We start from the raw sequence: 22504 nt of genomic DNA, 5'->3' as shown, positions 1-22504 counted from the left end.
GCTTTCACAGGCAGGAATTGGTGATTTGACAGGATGCCGAACCTGCCCAAGAATTGCCACATTTCAGCACCTAGCAATTTTATTAATTTCTTCGCTTTGGTGGCTGTCGCCCAATCCCGGATAAATTTGACTGGGACGTCGACCCCGGCGCAAAGGGGGACCCAGCCGGACGCTGGATTTCGCCCGTTCTATCTTTCAGATTCGTGTGAAAGCTTCAAAAGCCTACAATCCAAGCAGGCAGCAATTTTTTGTGATCGCTATGATTGACGCAAGCCTTGCTGCAGACGATTCTCCAGGCGCAAATCCTTGCGAAGAATCTTGCCGACGTTCGATTTCGGCAAATCGTCGCGGAAGACGACGGATTTTGGCACCTTATAGGCGGCGAGCCGGGTCTTGCAGAAAGCGCGGACGGCCTCAACTGCAAGCGCTTTATCTTGGCAAACAATGTAGGCCTTCACCGCCTCCCCGGTAGCGTGATCTGGAACGCCGATCACAGCACATTCCTTGACGCCGGAAAGCTTAGACAGCGCCGCTTCGACCTCGTTTGGATAGACATTGAATCCCGATACGAGAATCATGTCCTTGCGTCGGTCGACGATGGTGAAATAACCATCGCTATCCATCGTTGCGATGTCGCCAGTATAAAGCCACCCCCCGCGCAACCCGTCTTCAGTGTCGGCGGCTTGCTTCCAATAACCCGCCATGACCTGTGGCCCGCGCGCGATCAGCTCTCCCGGTTCGCCGATCGGAACTTCGCGACCCGCGTCGTCGACGCATTTTATCTCGGTCCAGGGGAGCGGCACGCCGATCGTTCCAGATTTGACGTGGCGCGTCGGATTGAAAGTCAGCACCGGCGAGGCCTCGCTGAGGCCATAACCTTCGACGAGAGGGCTTTTCGTGACCTCGGCCCATCGCTGTGCGACCGTCTCGAGCAGTGGCATGCCGCCGGCTACGGACAAGCGCAATTGATGCGGGGGATTCTCCCTGAACCATGCTTCGTTCAGCAGGCCATTAAAGAGGGTGTTGACGCCCGTAATGAAGGTGATGCTCTGCTTGGCGAAGGCTTTGCGCATATTGGTGAGCGGGCGCGGGTTTGGAATGAGAACATTATGCGCGCCGCGGAAGAAGAAGCCGAGGAAATTCACTGTAAAGGCGAAGCAATGATAGAGCGGCAGCGCGGTCAGTATATGATCGGTCTGCGCTATTTCCGAACCCGTAAAACGCAAGAACTGCGCGACGTTCATGATCAAATTGCGATGCGTCAGCATCGCCGCCTTGATGACGCCCGTGGTGCCGCCGGTATATTGCAGGCAGGCGACCGAGGAAGACTCTAAACCCTTAGCGTAGGCTTTGATGTCGACGCCCGATTTGATTTTCGCCGCGCCCTGGGCGAGCGCGCGCGCCAGCGATGTCGAAGCGAAAGTTGGACGTGGGAGTTCCTTACGGACGTGTTTTTGCACAAAGCCTATGAGGCGCCGATGCGGCAGAGGAAAGAGACTCGCGGCTTGGGTCAAAATAACATGCGGGATCGGCGCTCTTTCCATCGCCGCGCCAAGCTTCTCGGCGAACATATCGATGGCGATGATCGCAGACGGCTCCGCGTCCTCGAACAGATGCGTCATTTCAGCCGCGGTATAGAGGGGATTTACGTTGACCAGGACGCAGCCTGCCTTGAACACGCCGAAAGCCGCGACCGGATAGGCTAGGCCGTTGGGCATCTGGATCGCCACGCGAGCGCCGGTCTTGAGGCGAAGGCATTCCCGGAGATAGGCGGCGAGGGCATCGGACAGGCGGTCAACATCGGCGAAACTTAAGCTCCCCGCCATCCCGTTCGGCATGACGGTGGTGAAAGCCTTGACGTCGCCGCGACGGCTGGCGAGATCCGGCGCGATATCGCCGAGCAATCGGTAGGGCGGCGCTTCGATCTGCAGTGACGTTTCTGGAGGGTAGAAGGAAAGCCAGGGCAGGTCTGCGGCGCATGGAGGGCTTGAGGTTGCGGCCTCGTTGCTCATTATCGGTCCCCAGCTTATTCTGAACGTTCCCGGCTCGTTCTTGCCCGGTTCGGCGCGGATGGCCTGCGAGGGTCCGGATCCGGCGTTTTGTCGATCGCCTTCGCCGCAGGTCAGACGCTTGCTCCGCGCCCGTCTATGATATAGTGGCCAATCGGCTCTGCATATCCATTGCTTTCGCGTATGAAATTTGGTGCCGAAACGGAGAAACCGCGACTTGGCTCAAGACCTCGCTCAACCAAAAGATTCGACCCAGCGGAAGCCGATCAATTGGCTTCATCTCTCGACCCTCATCGCTGTCGCCATTCTGGTCGGCACCGAAATGGTCGGGGCCTCCTGGGCGGCCGGATGGGCGCTCGGCGGCCTCCTGCAGCTCGATCCGCTCGTCAGCCGCATCATTGAAGTCGGCTTCACCCTGTGCGGTTTCGTGCTGCTTCATTATTTCATGCGCACGGCCATCAAGCACGAGCAAATCCGCACCTAGCTCCCGTCGCGGCGGCGCGTCTCCCCAGAAGCACCCCCAAACGCGCAAAAATAGACGCGAAGGAAATTGCATGACCAAAGCCTTTGACCGGAGATCGGTGCTGATGGGGGCTGCGGCGATTGGGCTCACAGGGGCCGATTTCAACGAGGCGTCGGCCGTCGAAGGGCTAAGACTCGGACCGGCCCGGCCGTTTTCCTTCGAGAGCCTCAAGGCTGCCGCCAAACACATGGCGCGCGAGCCCTATGTCGGACCTGCGCGGCCGGCCGCCGATATCGTCGGCAAGATTGATTACGAGGCCTGGGGCAAAATCAGCTACGACATGGATCACGCGCTGTTCGCGCAGGGGGCGGGGCGTTTTCCCGTCAGCTTCTTCCATCTCGGCAAGTTCTTTCAAAAAGCCGTCGAAATGAACGTGGTTGAAGGCGCCAGCGCGCGGGAAATCATCTACGACCAAAGCTATTTTACGATGCCGCCGGATTCGATCGCGAAAAAGCTGCCGCAAGGCGCGGGTTTCGCCGGCCTGCGCATTCAGGAGCCGAAAGGCGGCGCTCTCGATTGGCGCAAGAATGATTGGGTGGCATTCCTCGGCGCGGCCTATTTTCGCTCGATCGGCGCGTTGCATCAATATGGGCTCTCGGCGCGCGCGGTCGCGATCGACGTCGCCGTCCCCGGCAAGCCGGAGGAGTTTCCCGACTTCACCAAATTTTACATTGATGGCGCCAGCGCCGAAAATTCACTGACGATCTTCGCATTGCTGGAAGGCCCGTCCATCGTCGGGGCATGCCGCTTTGTGCTGACGCGCGGCAAAGGCGTCACCATGGATATTGATCAGTCGCTTTTTCTGCGAGCGGATGTAGCAAGATTTGGTCTTGCGCCGCTGACTTCAATGTATTGGTTTTCCGAGACGAAAAAGGAAACTGGCGTCGATTGGCGCCCTGAGGTCCACGATTCCGATGGTCTCGCCATGTGGACAGGGACGGGGGAGCGGGTGTGGCGTCCGCTCAACAATCCTCCGAGAATTATCGCCTCATCCTTTGCGGACGAAAACCCGCGCGGCTTCGGGTTATTGCAGCGCGACCGGAATTTCGATCACTATTTGGATGGCGTCTATTACGACCGCCGGCCGAGCCTTTGGGTCGAGCCGCAAGGCCATTGGGGCAAGGGCGCCGTTCAACTCATCGAAATTCCGAGCGATGACGAAATCCACGACAATGTCGTCGCGATGTGGGTTCCCGAAAAGCCAGCGACCGCAGGCTCGGAGGTCGATTTGTCATATCGTCTCCATTGGCAGGCCGACGAGCCGTTCCCGACCGATCTTGCCCGCTGCGTCGCCACGCGATTGGGCAATGGCGGTCAACCGGGCCAGCCGCGCCCCAAGGGCGTGCGCAAATTCATGGTCGAGTTTTCCGGTCCGCCTCTTGAGAGCCTACCTTTCGGGGTCAAGCCTGAGGCGGTGCTCTGGGCCTCGCGCGGAACATTCTCCTATGTGTTCACCGAGGCAGTCCCCGACGATCAGCCGGGCCATTGGCGGGCTCAGTTCGATCTGACCGCCGGCCCCGGCCCGGATCCCGTCGAGATACGGCTGTTTTTGCGCTCGGGCGAAAAAATTCTCAGCGAAACCTGGCTGTTTCAGTATCATCCATTCTGAGCCGCCGCCGCGTCGCATCGTCGCCGTTTTGCTTGCCTAACCGTGCGCCTCCGTCGATATTATGCGCCGCGCGGCAACTTGGCTGACTGCGCGTGTCGCGTCCTTTCGTATGACTCCGGCTAGATCAAAATCTCTCCCCGTCCATCGCGAGGTCCCATGCTCCGCTTTCACTCGACGAACGCCAAAGGGGACATCGCCGTCGGTCTTGACGCAACTGCGCTTCCCGTCGAGGTGAACTGGATCGACGCGTTTCTGGCGGACGAGCAAGAGATCGCCTTTCTGGAACGCATATTGGGAATAGCCTTTCCGAGTTTGGAGCGGCTGTCTGAAATTGAGACATCGAGCCGGCTATATCGCGATAAAGATCATCTGTTCATGAGCATGCCGATGATCTACCGCCCGCCAAGCGGATTGGCTGAGATGTCGCCTTTAGGTTTTATCTTGTGCAAGAGTTATGTTTTGACGGTGCGCTACAAGCCGATCAAAGCGTGCGAGGACCTCCACTACGCCGATGTTGTTGAAAATCACCGAGTCGCGGACGGTCCTGGCGCTTTTATCGGCTTGCTCGAAGTCATTATCGATCACGCCGCCGACGAGCTGGAAAAAATTAACGCCGATCTCGATCGCCTGTCCCAGATGATATTTGACGTCAATGGCGGCGCGAGACCGCGCGGCCCGCGCCAGGATAATAAGGATTTACGCCGCGTGTTGAGCCTGATCGGCCGCAACGGCGACTTGGCTTCAAAAATCAGCGACGTGATCCTCGGCACGGGACGGATGCTACCTTTCGTTACGAGCGAGGCAGTCGACTATCTGTCCCCCGAAGCGCGCAAAAAACTCAAAAGCCTTGGCAGCGACATCAGCTCCCTCAATGAATATGAAACGCGTCAAACCGATAAAATTCAGTTTCTGCTCGACGCGACCCTAGGTCTGACCAACATTGAGCAGAATAATATTTTCAGGATTCTGACCGTCGTCTCTGTGATCGGCATTCCGCCGACCCTCGTCGCCAGCATGTACGGCATGAATTTCAAGAACATGCCGGAATTGGAATGGCACTATGGCTATGCCTATGGGCTTGCTCTCATTTTCCTGAGCGCGATCATTCCGGTCATCTGGTTCAAACGGCGGGGCTGGTGGTGAGCCTGCTCGAACCGGCTCAGACTGCGATCACCGAGGCCGAGTTGAACGCCCGGTTGCTCTATCGCGATGGGCTGATGCTGGTTGTCGACAAGCCGGCGGGAATCGCGGTTCACCGGGGGCCAAAGGGCGGCGAGAATTTGGAGGCCGCCTTCCACCATCTGCGGTTTGGCCTGCCGCGCAACCCCGCATTGGCGCATCGGCTCGATCGCGACACCTCCGGCTGCCTAGTGCTTGGGCGTCATCACAAGGCGCTGGAAAAGCTCGGCCTTTTATTCAAACAAGGCAAGATCAGCAAGATCTACTGGGCGATCGTCGAGGGTCAGCCGGAGGAGGACGAAGGTTTGATCGATTTGCCGCTCGGGCGCCTCGACGAGACCCGCGGCTGGTGGATGAAGATCGATCCTTCGGGACAACCTGCGCAAACGAAGTGGCGCGTCATGGCGCGGGCGGCAGGCCACGCATTTCTGGCGCTGACCCCATTGACCGGACGCACGCATCAATTGCGCGTGCATTGCGCCGCGCAAGGCTGGCCGATCCTCGGCGATCCGATCTATGGCGGTGGCGGCGCCATGGGACTGCAGCTGCATGCGCGGTCGATCACAATCCCGCTGTATAAGAACAAGGATCCGGTCAGCGTCGAGGCTCCGGAGCCGGAGCACATGCGCGCGGCGTTGGCGGAGTGTGGATTATCCGCCGAAAGATAGCTCTTTTAATTCCCAACATAATTGTGCAAAGCGGCCTGGACCTCAGCCTTCTCTTTCGGCGACAGCTTGTTGAGCTCGCCGTCGAGCCAGGGGTCCTTGATGCCGGCGGTGCGCGCCAAGAGATGCCATTTCATCGCTTCGACTTTGTCTTGCGGCAGGCCGCGTCCCGCAGCGAGGAGACGCGCGACGCGGTTCTGGGCGACGGGATTGTCCCGCGCCGCAGCCTTGAGAAAGAGCTTGGCCGCCGCAGTTTCATCCTTCGGGACGCCAATTCCATTGAAGAGCATAATGGCGTATTCGACTTCGGCGGCCACATTATTTTCCTTCGCCGCGAGGCCGATCCATTCCGCAGCGCGCTCATCGCTTTTCTCGACGCCGCTGCCATTGCGATAGAGCAGCCCTAAAGCATAGGCGCCGTCGGAATCGCCGAGATTGGCGGCTTGCTCGAAGTCTTTCGCCGCCTTGGCGAAGTTGGAAACAATCCCATTATTTGCGATCGCCAGGACGCCGAGGTTATAGAGCGCTCCGGGATGACCTTGCGCCGCGGCCTTTTCAAAAAGCGCGGTTGCGCCGGCGCGATCCTCCGGCACGCCATCGCCTTTCAGTTTCGCCATCGCCAAGGCGAATGTCGCCTGCCTCTCGCCGTTATCGCTGGCCAACTTATACCAGCGCGCGGCCTCAGTGGGATCGCGGCGCACGTCAAGACCCTGCGAATATAGCTCCCCCATGAGGGTCATGGCTGGGCCATCGCTGGGATTGGCGTCGATTCGCTTCATCGCCTCGCTTAAGGCTGTGGCGTAAAGCCCGCGCTGGTAGGCTCCGAAAGCGAGGTCTGGAGCGTTGTCGGCGGTCGGAGCGGCCGCTTTCGCTGGCTCTTGCGGTTGAGCTTGAAGAGCCCCAACGGGGTGGAGCAAAAAAGCGATGCCGGCGCAGAGCGCGCCGAACGCGCGGGGCGAGGCCAGACTAAAGCGCCGATTCACGTTTCAGCGCCAGCAGCGAGACAACATCCGCCAACGCGGCGGGGGCGCCGCGCGGATCCTCGAAAACAGCGTCGCCAAGCGCAATAAAGTCGGCGCCCGCCTCGACCAGATCGCCGACGCCAGCCAATTGATGCGCATAGCCAACGCAGGGAAGGTTGAAGATCTCCGCCCACCACGCGACGCGCTCGACCACGGCGTCGTGCGGGTCATCGCTCTGAGGGCCGCCGAACATCAGATAATCGACGCCGGCTTCGCCGGCAATCATGGCTGCGTCGCGGGTGGTCAATCCTCCAACGCCGACAATGCGGCCAGGCCGCAAGGCGTCCAAGGCTTCTTTCAGCGGTTCTCCGGTGGACTCGACATGGCAGCCATCGGCGTCGCTGCGGATCGCCAGCTGAGGGCCATCAGAGACGAGCAAGGCGACGCCGCGCTGCTGCGCCAAAGGCGCCAGAGCCCGGATAATCTTTTTTCTGTCGCCGTCGTCCCGCGCGTCGGTCCGCAACAGGACGCAAGCGATCTCGCAAGCGCCGAGCGCGGCGTCGAGAATCGGCGTAAAGGCCGCCACATCGGAGACGGGGGGCGTGATCAGAAACAGGCGTGGCATATCGATGGACATTGCGCGGACAAACTCTGGTTGCGCCTTCATGTGGCCCCTAGTTAGACGATTTTCCGCGGCAAGGGAAAATGCTTTGAGCGGCTCAAAAAAATTGCCGCTGCAATGAGGCGGCGTGGCGCCGAGGCTTTGGTCAGCTTGTCCCCGAAAGCCTTCCGTGCTACCGGCAGCCGCGGGAGATTTTACGATGGCTAATGGTAACGGTAATGGTAACGGGGCTGCCGCCCTCGACGCGGCCCCTGCGATTAATGCGATGGTGCAATATACCAAGGATTTCTCGTTCGAGAATCCTAACGCGCCGAGTTCTCTCGGACCGCAGCAAAATCCCCCCAATATTTCGATCCAGGTGAATGTTAACGCGCGTCAGGTCGCCGAAGCCGACTTCGAGGTCAATATTTTACTCGAGGGTTCGGCTCAGTCGGAAAGCGAAGTCTTGTTCAAATTCGAGCTCGACTACGCGGGTCTCTTCCGGATGCGCAATATTCCGCCAAATGACATGCATCCGGTCGTCATGATCGAATGTCCGCGTCTGCTATTTCCATTCGCGCGTCAGATCATCGCTGATGCGGTGCGCGGAGGCGGCTTCCCGCCGCTCTACATAGATCCGATCGATTTCGCCGCGCTGTATCGCAAGCGCCTCGACGAAGTCGCAGCCACTGCCGCAACTCCGCCTGTCGCCAACGCCTAAAGCGCGATCTTAGGATCCAGCCAAAAGTTTGCGGACTTAATATCATGAGGGCTCTAAATCGAAGCGTCTCATACGTCTGCAGACGCGCCGATTTTGCCCCTGCCAAAGCGGAGCAAGCCTGAGCCATGCGCCTTGAGCCATGCCTCGGCGTCCGCGACATCAGGGGATAATCGCCCGACGACGCTCCAGAAAGCGTCGGAATGGTTCATATGCTCCAGATGGGAAACCTCATGCGCGGCGAGGTAATCCAGCACGAAATGCGGCGCCATGATGAGGCGCCAGGAAAAATTCAGCGCGCCTGAAGCTGAGCACGAGCCCCAGCGGCTTGTCGTGTCCCGCAGAGTGATTTTGCGAATCTTGACGCCGAGCCGGGCGGCATGGCGCGCGACGGCGGCCTCAATGTCGCGCTTTGCCTCTCGCATTAGAAAATCCTGCACTCTCCGGTGCGCAAAGGCGGGATCGCCGCTGACCCAAAGCAAAGGCTCCGCTCCTTCAGCTCGCAGCGGCATTTCAACCGAGACAATGCCGCGGAGCCCAGGACGATGCGCGATTCTATGCGGAACGCCTCTAAGGGGCACGCTTTCTCCGGGCTCGAAACGCATAGCCTCAGGCACTCGGCGCAGTTTCGCGCCAATCCAGGCGGCATGCCGAGCGGCGAATGATTTTGCCTCGCTGAGGCTGCCTCTAGCCGGGATGGTCAAGACGACATCGCGCGCTGCTGTCCGGACTCTTAATGTGAAGCGGCGCGCCGCGGCGGTGCGCCGCAAATGAATGCAGTAGGTCTCGCCCGCATGGGAGACCTCGATAAAGGCGGCCTCCGAAGGGCGAGGCGCATCTCTTTGGAACAGGCGCAACATCCGGGCAGATTAGCGGCAGGCTGTGCGAGTCGCCACCCGCGACGTCTCAGTCACAGGCCTTTTCAAATGCTATCCACCGAACTTAAGGTTTGCGCGGAGTGAAACTCACGAATGCGCGGCGCGATGTGTTTGCGGAAACGCGAGCCGTTGAATACGCCAAAATGACCGACCTTTTCCTGTAGATAGTCAGCCTTCATCGATGCGGGCAGATTGTAGCAAAGATCATGGGCGGCCAAGGTCTGGCCAGCCCCCGAAATATCGTCGTTCTCGCCTTCGATCGTCAATAAGGAGACCCGGCGGATGGCGCCGAGGTCGACCTTGACGCCGCGATGCGTCATTTCGCCCTTCGGCAGCGTATGTTTGACGAAAACCTCATCGACGGTCTGCAGGTAGAACTCGGCCGTCAGATCCATTACCGACAAATACTCATCATAAAATTCGCGATGTTTCTCCGCCGAATCGCCGTCGCCTTCGACAAGCTGGTTGAACAGATCAAGATGGGCGGTGACGTGCCGGTCAAAGTTCATCGCCATAAAGCCGGCGAGCTGCAAAAAGCCGGGATAAACTTCGCGGCCCGCCCCACGATAGCCAAGCGGCACGGTGCTGATGCAATTGCGCTTGAACCAGTAGCTGCCGCGCTCCTGCGCCAGCAAATTCACTTTGGTCGGGCTGCGCCTCGTGTCGATCGGACCGCCCATTAAGGTCATCGAAGCAGGAACGTGCGGGCTGTCTTCCGCTTCCATCCGGGCGACGGCGGCGATCAACGGCACGGCCGGCTGGCAGACGCCGAGCGCGTGCAGCGGGATGCCATCGCATTGTTTGCTTAGACGGCCGCAGATCGCGATCAGGTAATCGACGTAATCGTCGAAATCGAACCGTCCGGCCGACGGCGGCATCGTCCGGGCGTCGACCCAATCGGTGATATAGACATCATAGAAGGGCAAGAAGGCTTCAACTGTGCCGCGCAAAAGCGTTGCGTAATGGCCGGACATCGGCGCAGTGATCAAGAGCTTTGGCTGCGGCGCATCAGTGAAGGCGAATTCGCGCTTAAAGTGGAGCAGCTTGCAAAAAGGCCGCTCCCAAATCACCTGCTCGACGACGGCTGTCGGCTTGCCGGCGATAGTCGTTCTGGTCAATCCAAAGGCCGGTTTAACGTAACGCCTGGTCAATCGCTCAAAAAGCTCGGCCGAGGCCATGATGTTTTTGCCGACGTGCGTGTAAGAGAGCAGATTGGCCGGGCTCCGCAGCCATAGTTGGGCAAGGTCGGAAACGGCCCGGGCTGGCGCGAGGGCGTAATGGGAAATCTCATGTAGTTCATACGTAAACGGGGGCATTTTTAACTCTTTTCCCCGGCAATCCGGCCCAAATGAGAAAGTTCAACACCCTTCAAAACATCAGACGCTGTCTATCTATCTCGTTTGCATATGAATAACATTTGGTGAACAGAGTGTGCGTGTAAATGCGTCAATTGTTGAAAAAGTCCCCATTTTTTTGATTATTCTGTGACCAAAAAACATCGGGAATCATTTGGGCTACGCCTACGCTTGCGCCCGGCAGATATCGCTGCGAAAAGCAGGGCCTGCAGCCAAATTGAGCTCATTGGCAAACTGATCTCATTTGGAATGACACCATGGCGAGGCGGACATAAGGCCTGAATGAGCCATTCGCGGGGCCATTCTTAAAAGGGACGGAAAGAAACAGCGCATGACGACGTCGCTTGCACGAGCGGCGCGCGAGCGTAAAACGAAACCATGGCTGATTTTTTAGACATTGACCTTGGCCGTCATTCGCGACGCCTGAACGTCGACACGCTCATCAAATTGCGTTGGCTGGCCCTCTCCGGGCAGGCGGTAGCGGTTGGCGTAATCCATTTTGGCTTGCAATTTTCGCTTCCAGTTGGCCTTTGCCTTTCCGTCATCGCCGTTTCAGCCGGCTTGAACATCGGCTTGCGGATGCGTTTTGGCCGCGTCGATCGGCTGGAGGATCTGCCGGCTGCGGCAATCCTTGCCTATGACATTCTCCAACTGACTGCATTGCTTTATCTGACCGGCGGCATCGAAAATCCGTTTTCGATGCTTTTCCTTGCGCCGATCATGATTTCCGCCGTCTCGCTCTCGGGTTGGATTACCGGGTTTTTGACGCTCCTCATGATCGCCGCCGTATCAATCTTGACGATCAAGCATCATCCGCTGCCCTGGTTCCCCGGCGAGACCTTCCGACTGCCTTTCATCTATGACGCCGGCTTGTGGGCCGCCCACGTCATCAGCGCGACCTTCATCGCAATCTATGCGTCCCTCGTCGCAGGAGAGGCGCGCAAGCTTGGCGACGCCCTAGCCGCGACCGAGCTTGTGCTGGCTCGCGAACAGCATTTGACCCAATTGGATGGTCTCGCCGCGGCGGCGGCGCATGAACTAGGCACGCCGCTCGCGACCATCACCCTCGTCGTCAGAGACCTCGAAAAGCAGTTGCAGCCTGCGGGGCCATTTGAGGAGGACCTCGCCTTGCTGGTCCAGGAAGTCGCCCGCTGCCGCAATATTCTCGGTAAGCTCACCTCCCTCAGCAGCGATTCCGGCGATATCCTCGACGAGATGACTTTGAACCTCGTGCTCGAGGAAGTCGTTGGTCCGCAGCGGGATTTCGGCGTTTTCATCACCATCGCCCAGAAAGGCGAGGGCCGCGAACCCGTATGTCGCCGCAACCCCGGCATTTTGTATGGACTCGGCAATCTCATCGAAAACGCCATCGATTTCGCGGGTTCCGAAGTTCGCATCATTGCCCGCTGGGACGCGGCCGCGGTTACGGTCATCATCGAGGATGACGGCCCCGGATTTTCACCCGAGATTATCGGCCGCATCGGCGCGCCTTATGTTACGACCAAAACCGATCGGCGCGCTAAGTCCGAGGAAGGCGCGGGACTGGGGCTCGGTTTGTTCATCGCTAAAACTTTGCTCGAACGCTCGGGCGCAACCGTTGCCACGAAAAACGTCGCCGCTCCAAAAAGCGGGGCCATCGTCACGATCTCATGGCACAGAAGCGCTTTCGAGCGTGGCGCGAAGGCGGCGACCCTCACTACAGCAGAGGGCTTTGGCGCATGATCGGGAAAACCCGAAGACTTTTCAGGCTCATGTACCTGACCTAGATAGAAAGATGATTAACTCCATCAGAGCGATCATGCTCTAGATGTAGGCTGGCGCGCGATTTTTTCTTTCCGGGGAATGAATTCTCGCGCAAGTTGGAAATCCCTTTGGAATGGCGCTAAGGTGCTCGTCGCTTTAGCGTATTTTGTCAGCGCGAATCGTCCTGAATTCGCTAAGATTGCGCCAAGCGAGATAGATGACGATGAAAAATGAACAACCAGAAGCCATTAGGAGCGAAACCCCAAGCGAAGACGCGGGCGGCGATCCCAGCGCGATCGGTCCGGACCGGTCGCTTCTGATTGTCGATGACGACAAGCCTTTTCTGACGCGCCTGACCCGAAGCATGGAGACCCGCGGATTTAACGTGACCAGCGCGGAGTCGGTGGCGGAGGGGCTCGCTGCGATCGCGCAGAACGCGCCAGCCTTCGCGGTGATCGACATGCGGCTTGGCGACGGCAATGGCCTTGACGTGATCGTCGAATTGAAGGCGAAGCGGCCAGACGCGCGCGGCATTATTCTGACCGGTTATGGCAACATCGTCACCGCGGTCACCGCGGTGAAGTTCGGCGCTTTCGATTATCTGGCCAAGCCTGCCGACGCCGATGAAATCTATCATGCCTTGCTGGCCACTCAGCATGACAAGGCCGAACTGCCGGAAAATCCGATGTCGGCCGACCGCGTGCGCTGGGAGCATATCCAGAGGGTCTACGAGCTGTGCGGCCGCAACGTCTCCGAAACGGCGCGCCGCCTCAACATGCATCGTCGCACACTCCAGCGCATTCTGGCGAAACGCGCGCCGCGCTAGAGGTTTCTTCAAGGCGTCATGGCGGCATGTTTGGCGTGCGCTGTTATTTGCCGCGGCGGGACCTCGATGTCGAACCCGCCTGATTGCCGGTCCCATGACCTCGAATAGGCGCCGCCCGCCGCAAGCAGAGCGGCGTGAGTCCCTTCCTCAATCACTTCGCCGCGCTCCAGCACGATCAACCGGTCCATTTGCGCGATGGTTGAGAGCCTGTGCGCGATGGCGACGACTGTGCGTCCTTCCATCAATTGGCTGAGCTGCTCCTGAATCGCGGCCTCGCTCTCGGAATCGAGCGCCGAGGTCGCCTCGTCAAGAACCAGGATTGGCGCGTTTTTCAGAATTACGCGCGCGATCGCGATGCGCTGGCGCTGGCCGCCTGAGAGTTTGACGCCGCGTTCGCCGACTAGAGAGTCGAAGCCGCGCCGTCCGTAATTATCTTCGAGGCGCTCGATGAACTCCAGCGCGTGCGCCGCCGCCGCCGCCTCGCGTATTTCTTTTTCGGTGGCCCCGGGACGGCCATAACGGATGTTGTCGCGGATCGAGCGATGCAGCAATGACGTATCTTGCGTCACCATAGCGATTTGGGCGCGCAAACTCTCCTGCGTCAGGCCGGCGATGTCCTGGCCATCGATGCAGATGGCGCCTGATCCGATCTCGTAGAAATGCAGCAGTAAATTGACCAGCGTCGATTTGCCGGATCCCGAGCGGCCGACGAGACCAACCCGCTCGCCGCCGCGAATGACGAGGTTCAGATTGTTCAACACCGGGCGGTTTGATCCGTAACTGAACGACACACGCTCGAATGCGATCTCGCCTTTGCTGATCTGCAATTCGCGGGCGTTCTCCGCGTCGGGCATCTGCTGTGGAACCGCAATCGAGCGCATGCCGTCCTGCACAGTCCCGACCGCCTCGAAAATCGCGGTCACATTTTGCGCCACGGACCATGAAAGGCTATTGAGCTGCCAGGCGAGTTGCAAGGCCATCGCCACCATGCCGACCGCAACGACGCCATTGCTCCAGAGCAGAATGGCGATCGCGCCAGAGCCCGCGAGGAGCGAGCCATTCAACAAGGACAGCAGCAGCCCGAACAAGGTCATGAGCCTTTGCTGATGGTGAAAGGCGGCGGTATGCTCGTCGAGCGACTCGCGCACGAAATTATCCTCGTCGCGGGCGCGGGCGAAAAGCTTCACCGTCAGAATATTGCTATAACTGTCGACGATGCGGCCGGTCAGCGCCGAGCGGGCTTCAGAACTCGCGCGCGAGCGGTCGCGCATGCGCGGCACGATTACTCGCAAAAGCGTGATGAAACAGGCGAACCAGATGACCGGCGGGATCGCCATTTTCAAATCGATGGCCCCCAGCAGGATGATCGCGCTGATCCCGAACACGAGTACATACCAAACCGAATTCGTCACCGCGATTACTGATTCGCGCAGCGAAGCGCCGGTTTGAATGATCCGCCCCGCGATGCGTCCGGCGAAATCGTTCTGGAAGAAACTCCAGCTTTGCCGCACGACGTGCCAATGGCTCTGCCAGCGGACAAGATTGGTCAGGCCCGGCGTCAGGATTTGATTGCTCACCAAGTTTTGCGCGAGAAAAGCGAGCGGGCGCAACAGGACGAGCACGATGCCCATGCCGGCGAATTGCTGCCAATTGTTGCGCAGAATTTCCTTCGCGTCGCCTTGGCTGACGAGGGTCATCACCCGGCCGATGAAGAAAGAAACCGAGATATCCAGCATGGCGACGGCAAAGCCGATCACGAACAGGGCAGCGAGGTAGCCGCGCGCCTGCTTGGCGTAATGCCAGTAGAAAGCTAGGAGCCGCTGCGGCGGCGGCGCGTCCGGGGGAGGGGAAGTCGGCTTCAGAATGCGCTCGAAACGACGGAACATGAGTTTTCCCAGCAGAGGCCGAACGCGTTCGGCAATTTTCCGGCAAGGCTCAAAGAAGAGCCCACACGAGGGAGGACGTCATAAAAGGCGCGGAAAGTCTTATCCCTTTTGTTTGATCCGGCCTCCATAAGCCATTGCTTCGCGGCGCGAAAAAGGTGTAATTCCGCTTCCCCGGCCAGATTGGTCTCAAGCTACGGTCTCATTGAGACCGCCGGGGCCGGTAGCTCAATGGTTAGAGCCGGCCGCTCATAACGGTCTGGTTGCAGGTTCGAGTCCTGCCCGGCCCACCAATAAAATCAAATAGTTAACTGATATCTTGAAACTAACTAAAATCAATCCCCACTAATTGCCCCACTAATTGCTCATTTCCTCCCAATCTTGTCAGCCGCTTCGTCAAGCGCCCGTGGAGTTCAACCCGGCTCGAACCCGCGACAGCCAGGCTGATCGCGATGTCTGAGAAAATGTCGCGAGCTATATAGTCTTTATTTGTCAAATGCTCCGGCCTTAGCAATTTATAGGCAAATTTTCTGCCCATTGCGCGAATCCAATCCTTTTCAGCTATTATTGAACTCTCGCATCGGCCTAAACATCAGGACAACCGCCGCATCAGTGCGATGGCAGCCCTGCGGGCGCGCATCATTCGTGGTGCGGCTGACGCTTGGCGATCGCGATCTCGCTCGCCGCCTGCCAGCAGCACCAGCGAAGCTGCGATCTTTACCCAGTATGTCAAAGCGAGCCGCATCATTCGCCAAGTCATGCTGCGAATGCAGGCCATTCTCAACTACGTCATTCCGTATTAGGCCTGCTTCCGCTTGATTCAGCAGAGGGCTTTAAGAAGCGACGCAAAACAAATCGATTTAGAGAGCCTCGACCGTAAGCGGAGCAACCGCCGGCGATAGATCAGGCCAATAAATGGAGGAGGGCGCGATGCTAATGAGAAAGCTACTGGCTTTGATTGTCATAGCCGGAATCGGCCTCGCAGGAGCCGTAATTCCTGCGCTGGCTCAGCAGCCAACGCCAAATGCGCCGCAACAGCAGCCAGCGCCAGCCAAGAAGCCGAATATCCTAGTGATCTTCGGCGACGACGTCGGGCAATCGAACATCAGCGCGTACACATTCGGCCTGATGGGCTACAGAACGCCCAACATCGACAGCATCGCCAAAGGCGGCATGATCTTCACAGATTATTATGCTGAGCAGAGTTGCACGGCGGGCCGGTCAACCTTCATCACTGGCCAGGCGACGCTGCGCACCGGCCTCAGCAAAGTCGGCGTGCCGGGCGCAACGGTCGGGCTGCAAAAGGAAGACATCACCATCGCGCAAGCGCTGAAGCCGCTCGGCTACGCCACCGGCCAATTCGGCAAGAACCATCTCGGCGACCGCGATGAATATATGCCGACCGCGCATGGCTTCGATGAGTTTTTCGGCAATCTCTACCATCTGAACGCCGAGGAGGAACCCGAGCAGAGGACTTATCCGGCCGACCCTGAGTTCCGCAAGAAGTTCGGACCGCGCGGGGTGCTCAGATCCACCGCCGACGGCAAGATCGAAGATACCGGTCCCTTGACCAAGAAACGAATGGAGACCATCGACGACGAAACGACCGGCGCGGCGATCGATTTCATGCAAAGGCAGACCAAGACGCAAAAGCCGTTCTTTGTCTGGATGAATACGACCCGCATGCACTTCCGAACCCACGTCCGCGAAGAGCACCGCAGTCCGGCCGGGCTGACCTCGCTCACCGAATACGCCGATGGCATGATCGAACATGATGGGAATGTCGGTCAGCTGCTGAAGGCGCTGGACGATCTCGGGATCTCCAATGACACCATCGTCATCTACACCACCGACAACGGTCCGCACGCAAATTCGTGGCCGGATGCCGCGACGACGCCTTTCCGCAGCGAGAAAAACACCAATTGGGAAGGCGCCTACCGTGTGCCATGCATGATCCGATGGCCAGATCACATCAAGCCGGCGTCCGTCGCCAATGGCATCGTCTCGGGTCTCGATTGGTTTCCGACGCTGCTCGCCGCTGTCGGGGATACCGACGTCAAGGAACGGCTGCTGAAAGGCTGGACCGTAAACGGTCAGACTTTCAAGAATCATCTCGACGGCTACAACCAGCTTCCCTATCTCACCGGCCAGCAGCCGAAAAGCGCACGCAATGAATTCTTCTATTTTAATGATGATAGCGATCTGGTCGCGATGCGCTACGAGAATTGGAAGATCGTCTTCGAGGAGCAGCGTGCGCCCGGCACGTTGAGGGTATGGGCCGAGCCGTTCACAACGTTGCGGGTGCCAAAACTTTTCGACCTCCGAGCCGATCCCTATGAGCGCGCGGACATCACGTCGAATACATATTACGATTGGTTCCTCTCGCAGCCTTACTTGATCTTCGCGGCGCAGACGGAGGTCGCTAAATTCCTCGCCACCTTCAAGGAGTTTCCGCCGCGCCAACGCGCCGCCAGTTTCTCGGTTGACCAGATTGTCGAGCAAATGCAGCGATCTCTGGCAAGTCCGAGCGGCGACTGATCTGTTGCCAATCATGCGTGGGCGGTTCGAAGATTCGTCCGCCCGCGCGACGCATCTCTATCTGTCCACATCGAACTATCGTCGCCGTTATCGCTCCACGCCCGTCACGCCGATTCTGTCGACGCTTCGGTGGGTTGCATCGCCGTCGCTACGTCCGGCGGCTACAACCAGAATTCCAAAACTGCGTCAGAGCCTGATTACGGCCGTCACATAAACGTAAAGATAAAGCTGTAGATGCGCTCATCGCTCGACGTTGCCGCGCTCGGTTTCGATGGAAACCTGAAAGTGCGCCAGCGCCTTTTAAACGGTTGCCAGGCAGACGAATTGGCTCTCTTTATGCCGGAAATTCACTCGACCTCAACGGCGGAGACAGCCTGAGATGCAGCAAGAAGTCGCCCTATGATTCGTCGTTCTCTCGACAGAGCCTGCGTCAGCGCGCCCGTGAACATTAGATGCTCGCGCTTGGTCGGGACCTTGGCCCTTCTCGGCTTGTTTATGATGGATGCCCGGCTCGGACAAACCTATGCGGCGGCGCTCGATGAGGCCGTGGGGCGCTATCGGAATTATCTCATCGAGGATATCGACCGGGCCTTTGCGGGCGCCCGGCAGTTGCGCGAATGCATTGTCGCCGGCGACATCGAGTGCGCGAAAAAGGCCTGGATATCAGCCCGGGGCGGTTGGGAGCGCTCGGAAGTGTTTACGAGCGGTCTTGCGCCGGAGCTCGACGAAAAAATCGACACTTGGCCGGAATCCACCGCTGGCTTTCATGCAATCGAGGCAAAGCTGTTCGGCGCGAAGCGGACCGATGTCATGACGGAAACCGATGCTTTGATCGCCGATCTCGCGGAGCTTGATGCGAAGCTTCGCAAGATGCCTTTGCCGGCGCAGGATCTCTTGAATGGCGTGGCGCGACTCGCCTATGAAGTCGGCCAGAGCAAAGCGGACGGCGGCGAATCGCGCTTCAGCGGCACGTCGCTGGATGACATGCGTAACAATGTCGCCGGCATTGAACAGGCCTATAAGACCATATTTGCGGCGGCGCTCGTCGCCAGCGATCCGACTCTTGCAGCGAAGACGCAGGCCGAAATCGACTCGCTGAATGCGCTGCTCGAAGGGCCGAGCCTTAAGGCCATTGATCCGGACGAGCTTCGCAAAGCGAGCGAGGAGTTCGTCGTCACCCTCAGCGGCGCGGCGCCGAAGATAGGCCTGAGAAAACCGGTGCTAGAGGATCCCACACAATGATGACGAGATTCGCCTTTGCGAGCGGGCGCGCGCGGGTAGCTGCGGTGGCGGTCTCCTTGTTGCTTCTGTTTGGGCTCGAGATTTCGACTGGGCGAGCATTTCCGGTGGATGGCGATCAGACCGCGCTCCCGGTTGGAAGCGAGCTGAATGAGGACGCGCTCGACCGGCCGCGCGAAGTTTTCGAGTCGGAGTCAATCGGCGGCGGCAAATCCTACCTCGTCAATCTGGGAGATTTGGCCTTCAACGCGCCGACCATTCTTGGCGGAGTGGCGCGTCGCGCCGGGATCAGCTGCAACACTTGCCACGTCAATGGCGCTTCGAATCCGAAGCTTTATGTTCCAGGTCTCTCGACGCGACATGGCAACTTCGACACGACCAGCGCTTTATTCAACGCCAAGGCCGATAATGGCGTTCTCGATCCTGTTAGGACGCCGAGTTTGCGCGGCGCGCGCTATTTGGCTCCGTATGGCCACGACGGCCGCATGGCCTCGCTGCGCGACTTCATCCGCAACGTCATCGTCAATGAGTTCTCCGGTCCGGAGCCGTCGCCGGTGATCCTCGACGCCTTGGTCGCCTATGTCGATGACATTCGCTTTCTGCCGAACCCCAGCCTTGACGCCGGAGGCCGTCTTGTGCCGCAGCGAAGCAATGACGCTGAACGCCGCGGCGAGATGCTGTTTTCCAAACCCTTTCCGCACGATCCGACCCTGAGTTGCGCCGCATGCCATGTGCCGACAGGAGCCTTTGTCGATCATCAGCAGCATGACATTGGGTCCGGCAGCTTGGTCAAGACGCCGACGCTCATGAACGCGGACTTCAACGCTCCATACTTCCATGACGGCCGCTTCGACACGCTCGACCAGGTGGTGGGACATTTCGATAGATTTTTTGATCTCGGACTCTCGGCTCAGAATCGGCAGGATCTGGTCGCTTATCTCACCGCGATTGGCGATGGCGCTCAGCCATATGAACGAGAGGGCGCCGTCGCGAACGTCAAGGAAGTGACCGATTTCGGCACTGTCCTCGCCACCGCGATTCCCGCCCATGATCGGGAGGTCATTGGGCTTGCCGTGGAAACCATCAGCGCCGAACTGCGTGAGATGACCGAGGCATTTCCGGAGCGCAAGGACACGAGCGTTTCCGGCGGCCGGCAAGAGCGCAGCCTTGCGCGCGTCGCGCTCAAGGAACTGGTGCTGACCTTGCGGCGCATCGACGTCGCCGCAGCCGAAGGCCGGTTTGACGACGCTGCGGCCGATTACAAAAATTATCGCTACCTTATCTCGGCGGCCGTTCCGACGTTGATGATAAGAGCCGAACAGTGGTCGTTGTTTAATCCGGCGGTCCATGATGCGCATTACGGGGCTTTGCAGCAGACCGTCCAAACTGCGAAGCGCGCCTTGCAATGATCTATCCTATCGCGGCGCAGCGCGTCGTGGGGTCAAAACAGTCACAATAATGTGAGGCTTTTATGAATTTTCGTTGACCAGCGGGAGCCCGTTCGTCTCCATCAGGTCGAAGCAACATTCAACCGTCGGTTAAATCGCTGGCTTGTCTCGCCAGTCCGATGTAGCCGACCAGGATTCTCGTGCAGTGTGTGACCGGTTCTTACGCCGACCTCGGAGCTTGGTCTTCTGTGGACAATCAGAGCTCCATTGTCCCTCAACAGAATTTTTCTTTTTCTAAAGTAATTCTTACGTTTGAAATAATCTCGTCATGAATATCCCCTAAGTTGAGTTGGCCTTGAATTAAAATCAAGGTAAGTAACCTGGGGGTATTATGAAGTCTAACATTCATGCTCGCAGAATGTTGCGGTTTACCGCTGCATTGTGCGCGCTGTCGACGTTCGCGTCGAGCACCACTGGCTATGCGGCCGGAAAAGACGCTGCGGCGTCGGTCGCCACCAAGAGCCCGATCAAACACGTCATCGTGCTGATCGGCGAAAATCGCGGTCTCGATCATACTTTCGGCGTCTACAAGCCGAAGGGTAAAGGCCAAACGATCTCGAACCTTCTGTCGAAGGGCATCGTCAAGGCAAACGGCAAGCCGGGCCCGAATTTCGCCTTGGCTCAGCAGTTCTCGGTTTCGCCGCAGAAGGCCTTCTACATCGGCGCGCCAGTGGCTGATAAAACCGCTTACGGTTCGTCCAATTTGATGCCGCAACCCAACACCAACGGTGCGCCATCGGCTCAATCGACGACCGGAGCGCCGTTCACCAACACGACCATCGCCAGCATTGAGGCGGACATCGAACAGCAAGACCTCGCTCTGCTGACGACCGGCGCGACCGGCGAGGCGCAGGGCGTGCTCGACAAGCGCATTCCGGGCGCCGGATCGTTGAATGGTCCGTTCCAGTTGCTCGGCGCTAACATCAGCGATGATGATTACACCGGCGATATGACACACCGTTTCTATCAGGCTTTCCAGCAGCAGGATTGCAAGCTCTCGCAAAAGACGAAGGAAAATCCTTCGGGCTGCCTCAACGACCTGTTCCCCTTCGTGATGGCGACCTATTCGGCGTCAAACAAGAGCGAAGGCAACGAAATGGGGTTCTATAACGCCGAGCAGGAAGAAGCTTCGTCGTTGAAGGCCCTCGCTGACCGTTTCACCTTGAGCGATAATTTCCATCAATCGGTCCTCGGTGGAACCGCCGTCAACCATATCATGCTCGGCACGGGCGACGCCGTCTTCTGGACCGATGGCAATGGCAACGCCATTACGCCCCCGGCCTCGCAGATCGCCAATCCGAACCCAGTCAAGGGAACGGTTAACCAATATACTGCTGACAACAACTTCAGCAATTGCTCGGACACGACCCAACCTGGCGTCAAGCCGATCGTCAACTACCTGAATTCTCTTCCTTACGCCGCTGAGCCGAATTGTAAGGAAGGCCACTATTACATGCTGAATAATACCAACCCGGGCTTCCTGCCGAATGGCGCGCTCGCCGGGGCCGGCAACCTTCCGCCTTCGCCCGTCAGGACGATCGGCGACGCGCTGAACGACAGCAAAATCTCCTGGGCGTATTTTTCGGGAGCCTTTAATGACGCCGTCATCCTCTCCAACGAGGCTGTCGCTGCCAATCCGACGAGCCCTAATCTGGGTGCAGCGGCTGTCAACGATCCGGCCCATGCCCTTGGCGAGACCATTTGCTTGATCTGCAGTTTCGAAATGTATGCGACCTCGATCATGGCCAATCCGGCTGTCAGGACCGCGCACATGAAGGACACTGTTGATCTCATCGCCGACATCAACAACAATACGCTTCCGTCGGTATCGTTCGCGAAGCCTGACAGTCTGCTTGACGGTCATCCGTCCAGCTCCAAGATCGATCTTTACGAAGCTTATGTGCAGAAAATCCTCGACGCTCTCGACGCCAATCCGAAGTTGAAGGCCACGACCGCCGTGTTCATCACTTGGGACGAGGCCGGTGGCTACTATGACTCGGGCTACATTCAGCCGATCGACTTCTTCGGCGACGGCCCGCGCATTCCGCTGCTGATCCTCTCGGCCTATTCGACGGGCGGCATGGTCAACCACACCTATACGGACCACGTCTCGATCCTGAAGTTCATTGAGCGCAACTGGAAGCTCCAGCCGCTGACTGATCGCAGCCGCGACAATCTGCCCAACCCGACCTCTACCAAGAACAATCCTTACGTTCCGACCAACCCGCCGGCGCTTGGCGATCTGTTCGACGCGTTCAACTTCGACGCTGCTCCGAACAATCAGCCCTACAGCGAGTGAAGATAGTCAGGATCGCGCGTAACCCGCTT

The 22504-nt window shown here is 58.6% G+C and carries 18 protein-coding genes and 1 tRNA gene; 12 read left to right on the top strand and 7 right to left on the bottom strand.

The annotated features are described in order from the left end of the window. Nucleotides 1-257: 257 nt before the first annotated feature. The gene (locus WDN46_16395) at nucleotides 258-2012 is read right to left on the bottom strand and encodes an AMP-binding protein (protein MEJ0094941.1); all 1755 of its coding nucleotides are present in this window, start codon (nucleotides 2010-2012) and stop codon (nucleotides 258-260) included. Nucleotides 2013-2226: 214 nt separating this feature from the next. Here WDN46_16395 and WDN46_16390 point away from each other — a divergent pair, with 214 nt between their 5' ends. From WDN46_16390 to WDN46_16375, 4 genes are all read left to right on the top strand, one after another. Continuing rightward, entirely contained in the window at nucleotides 2227-2493 is a 267-nt protein-coding gene (locus WDN46_16390) for a hypothetical protein (GenBank protein MEJ0094940.1), read from the top strand. A gap of 70 nt (nucleotides 2494-2563) precedes the next feature. After that, complete coding sequence (locus tag WDN46_16385) at nucleotides 2564-4141, top strand: glucan biosynthesis protein D (GenBank protein MEJ0094939.1); 1578 nt, start codon at nucleotides 2564-2566, stop codon at nucleotides 4139-4141. A gap of 156 nt (nucleotides 4142-4297) precedes the next feature. After that, complete coding sequence (locus tag WDN46_16380) at nucleotides 4298-5284, top strand: magnesium transporter CorA family protein (GenBank protein ID MEJ0094938.1); 987 nt, start codon at nucleotides 4298-4300, stop codon at nucleotides 5282-5284. Between the two features lie 74 nt (nucleotides 5285-5358). Beyond that, nucleotides 5359-5988 (top strand): RNA pseudouridine synthase, encoded by a 630-nt coding sequence (locus tag WDN46_16375; protein MEJ0094937.1) that lies wholly within the window; start codon nucleotides 5359-5361, stop codon nucleotides 5986-5988. A gap of 5 nt (nucleotides 5989-5993) precedes the next feature. Here WDN46_16375 and WDN46_16370 read toward each other — a convergent pair whose 3' ends face one another. Both WDN46_16370 and WDN46_16365 read right to left on the bottom strand, forming a co-directional pair. Continuing rightward, nucleotides 5994-6968, bottom strand: a complete 975-nt coding sequence (locus tag WDN46_16370; protein MEJ0094936.1) for a tetratricopeptide repeat protein — start codon at nucleotides 6966-6968, stop codon at nucleotides 5994-5996. After that, the gene (locus WDN46_16365; GenBank protein MEJ0094935.1) at nucleotides 6952-7572 is read right to left on the bottom strand and encodes a thiamine phosphate synthase; all 621 of its coding nucleotides are present in this window, start codon (nucleotides 7570-7572) and stop codon (nucleotides 6952-6954) included. The genes WDN46_16370 and WDN46_16365 overlap by 17 nt, the downstream gene beginning before the upstream one ends. Nucleotides 7573-7768: 196 nt before the next feature. Between WDN46_16365 and secB the strand changes: the two genes are divergently transcribed. Beyond that, nucleotides 7769-8269 (top strand): protein-export chaperone SecB, encoded by a 501-nt coding sequence (gene secB, locus WDN46_16360; GenBank protein MEJ0094934.1) that lies wholly within the window; start codon nucleotides 7769-7771, stop codon nucleotides 8267-8269. Nucleotides 8270-8337: 68 nt separating this feature from the next. Here secB and WDN46_16355 read toward each other — a convergent pair whose 3' ends face one another. Then, nucleotides 8338-9126, bottom strand: coding sequence for a SprT family zinc-dependent metalloprotease (locus tag WDN46_16355; GenBank protein ID MEJ0094933.1), 789 nt, complete (start codon nucleotides 9124-9126; stop codon nucleotides 8338-8340). A gap of 62 nt (nucleotides 9127-9188) precedes the next feature. Next, complete coding sequence (phaZ, locus tag WDN46_16350; GenBank protein ID MEJ0094932.1) at nucleotides 9189-10460, bottom strand: polyhydroxyalkanoate depolymerase; 1272 nt, start codon at nucleotides 10458-10460, stop codon at nucleotides 9189-9191. Nucleotides 10461-10877: 417 nt separating this feature from the next. Between phaZ and WDN46_16345 the strand changes: the two genes are divergently transcribed. Together WDN46_16345 and WDN46_16340 are read left to right on the top strand one after the other, a co-directional pair. Continuing rightward, nucleotides 10878-12221 (top strand): ActS/PrrB/RegB family redox-sensitive histidine kinase, encoded by a 1344-nt coding sequence (locus tag WDN46_16345; protein MEJ0094931.1) that lies wholly within the window; start codon nucleotides 10878-10880, stop codon nucleotides 12219-12221. Between the two features lie 244 nt (nucleotides 12222-12465). Then, nucleotides 12466-13068, top strand: a complete 603-nt coding sequence (locus WDN46_16340; protein ID MEJ0094930.1) for an ActR/PrrA/RegA family redox response regulator transcription factor — start codon at nucleotides 12466-12468, stop codon at nucleotides 13066-13068. An 8-nt stretch (nucleotides 13069-13076) separates the two neighbouring features. Here the strand turns inward: WDN46_16340 and WDN46_16335 are convergent, their stop codons facing one another. After that, the gene (locus WDN46_16335; protein MEJ0094929.1) at nucleotides 13077-14954 is read right to left on the bottom strand and encodes an ABC transporter ATP-binding protein; all 1878 of its coding nucleotides are present in this window, start codon (nucleotides 14952-14954) and stop codon (nucleotides 13077-13079) included. Between the two features lie 214 nt (nucleotides 14955-15168). Between WDN46_16335 and WDN46_16330 the strand changes: the two genes are divergently transcribed. After that, nucleotides 15169-15244: transfer RNA gene (locus WDN46_16330), tRNA-Ile, on the top strand. 32 nt (nucleotides 15245-15276) lie between these two features. On the opposite strand, the gene WDN46_16325 is transcribed toward WDN46_16330, so the two are convergent. Further along, nucleotides 15277-15489, bottom strand: coding sequence for a hypothetical protein (locus WDN46_16325; GenBank protein ID MEJ0094928.1), 213 nt, complete (start codon nucleotides 15487-15489; stop codon nucleotides 15277-15279). A 398-nt stretch (nucleotides 15490-15887) separates the two neighbouring features. On the opposite strand from WDN46_16325, the gene WDN46_16320 reads away from it, so the two are divergent. The 4 genes from WDN46_16320 (at nucleotide 15888) to WDN46_16305 (ending at nucleotide 22475) form a co-directional block, all read left to right on the top strand. Then, nucleotides 15888-17489 (top strand): arylsulfatase, encoded by a 1602-nt coding sequence (locus WDN46_16320; protein MEJ0094927.1) that lies wholly within the window; start codon nucleotides 15888-15890, stop codon nucleotides 17487-17489. Nucleotides 17490-17930: 441 nt separating this feature from the next. Then, nucleotides 17931-18731: an EfeM/EfeO family lipoprotein gene (locus tag WDN46_16315; GenBank protein MEJ0094926.1), complete on the top strand. Its 801-nt coding sequence runs from the start codon at nucleotides 17931-17933 to the stop codon at nucleotides 18729-18731. Continuing rightward, nucleotides 18728-20137 carry a cytochrome c peroxidase gene (locus tag WDN46_16310; protein ID MEJ0094925.1) on the top strand — a complete coding sequence of 470 codons (1410 nt, stop codon included), beginning with the start codon at nucleotides 18728-18730 and terminating at the stop codon, nucleotides 20135-20137. The genes WDN46_16315 and WDN46_16310 overlap by 4 nt, the downstream gene beginning before the upstream one ends. A 397-nt stretch (nucleotides 20138-20534) precedes the next feature. After that, nucleotides 20535-22475 carry an alkaline phosphatase family protein gene (locus WDN46_16305; GenBank protein MEJ0094924.1) on the top strand — a complete coding sequence of 647 codons (1941 nt, stop codon included), beginning with the start codon at nucleotides 20535-20537 and terminating at the stop codon, nucleotides 22473-22475. Nucleotides 22476-22504 lie beyond the last annotated feature (29 nt).

The organism is Methylocella sp., from assembly GCA_037200525.1.
Classification (GTDB): domain Bacteria; phylum Pseudomonadota; class Alphaproteobacteria; order Rhizobiales; family Beijerinckiaceae; genus Methylocapsa.
The sequence above is the reverse complement of the archived record's forward strand: the minus strand, read 5'-3'. Positions and strand labels throughout refer to the sequence as shown.

What these genes read in the sequence shown, in the direction of transcription:
- WDN46_16310 (MEJ0094925.1), top strand. Translation starts at nt 18,728, where the DNA reads ATGATGACGAGATTCGCCTTTGCGAGCGGGCGCGCGCGGGTAGCTGCG.
- phaZ (MEJ0094932.1), bottom strand. Translation starts at nt 10,460, where the DNA reads ATGCCCCCGTTTACGTATGAACTACATGAGATTTCCCATTACGCCCTC.
- WDN46_16320 (MEJ0094927.1), top strand. Translation starts at nt 15,888, where the DNA reads ATGAGAAAGCTACTGGCTTTGATTGTCATAGCCGGAATCGGCCTCGCA.
- secB (MEJ0094934.1), top strand. Translation starts at nt 7,769, where the DNA reads ATGGCTAATGGTAACGGTAATGGTAACGGGGCTGCCGCCCTCGACGCG.
- WDN46_16335 (MEJ0094929.1), bottom strand. Translation starts at nt 14,954, where the DNA reads ATGTTCCGTCGTTTCGAGCGCATTCTGAAGCCGACTTCCCCTCCCCCG.
- WDN46_16305 (MEJ0094924.1), top strand. Translation starts at nt 20,535, where the DNA reads ATGTTGCGGTTTACCGCTGCATTGTGCGCGCTGTCGACGTTCGCGTCG.
- WDN46_16340 (MEJ0094930.1), top strand. Translation starts at nt 12,466, where the DNA reads ATGAAAAATGAACAACCAGAAGCCATTAGGAGCGAAACCCCAAGCGAA.
- WDN46_16345 (MEJ0094931.1), top strand. Translation starts at nt 10,878, where the DNA reads ATGGCTGATTTTTTAGACATTGACCTTGGCCGTCATTCGCGACGCCTG.
- WDN46_16395 (MEJ0094941.1), bottom strand. Translation starts at nt 2,012, where the DNA reads ATGAGCAACGAGGCCGCAACCTCAAGCCCTCCATGCGCCGCAGACCTG.
- WDN46_16375 (MEJ0094937.1), top strand. Translation starts at nt 5,359, where the DNA reads ATGCTGGTTGTCGACAAGCCGGCGGGAATCGCGGTTCACCGGGGGCCA.
- WDN46_16380 (MEJ0094938.1), top strand. Translation starts at nt 4,298, where the DNA reads ATGCTCCGCTTTCACTCGACGAACGCCAAAGGGGACATCGCCGTCGGT.
- WDN46_16355 (MEJ0094933.1), bottom strand. Translation starts at nt 9,126, where the DNA reads ATGTTGCGCCTGTTCCAAAGAGATGCGCCTCGCCCTTCGGAGGCCGCC.
- WDN46_16325 (MEJ0094928.1), bottom strand. Translation starts at nt 15,489, where the DNA reads ATGGGCAGAAAATTTGCCTATAAATTGCTAAGGCCGGAGCATTTGACA.
- WDN46_16385 (MEJ0094939.1), top strand. Translation starts at nt 2,564, where the DNA reads ATGACCAAAGCCTTTGACCGGAGATCGGTGCTGATGGGGGCTGCGGCG.
- WDN46_16365 (MEJ0094935.1), bottom strand. Translation starts at nt 7,572, where the DNA reads ATGCCACGCCTGTTTCTGATCACGCCCCCCGTCTCCGATGTGGCGGCC.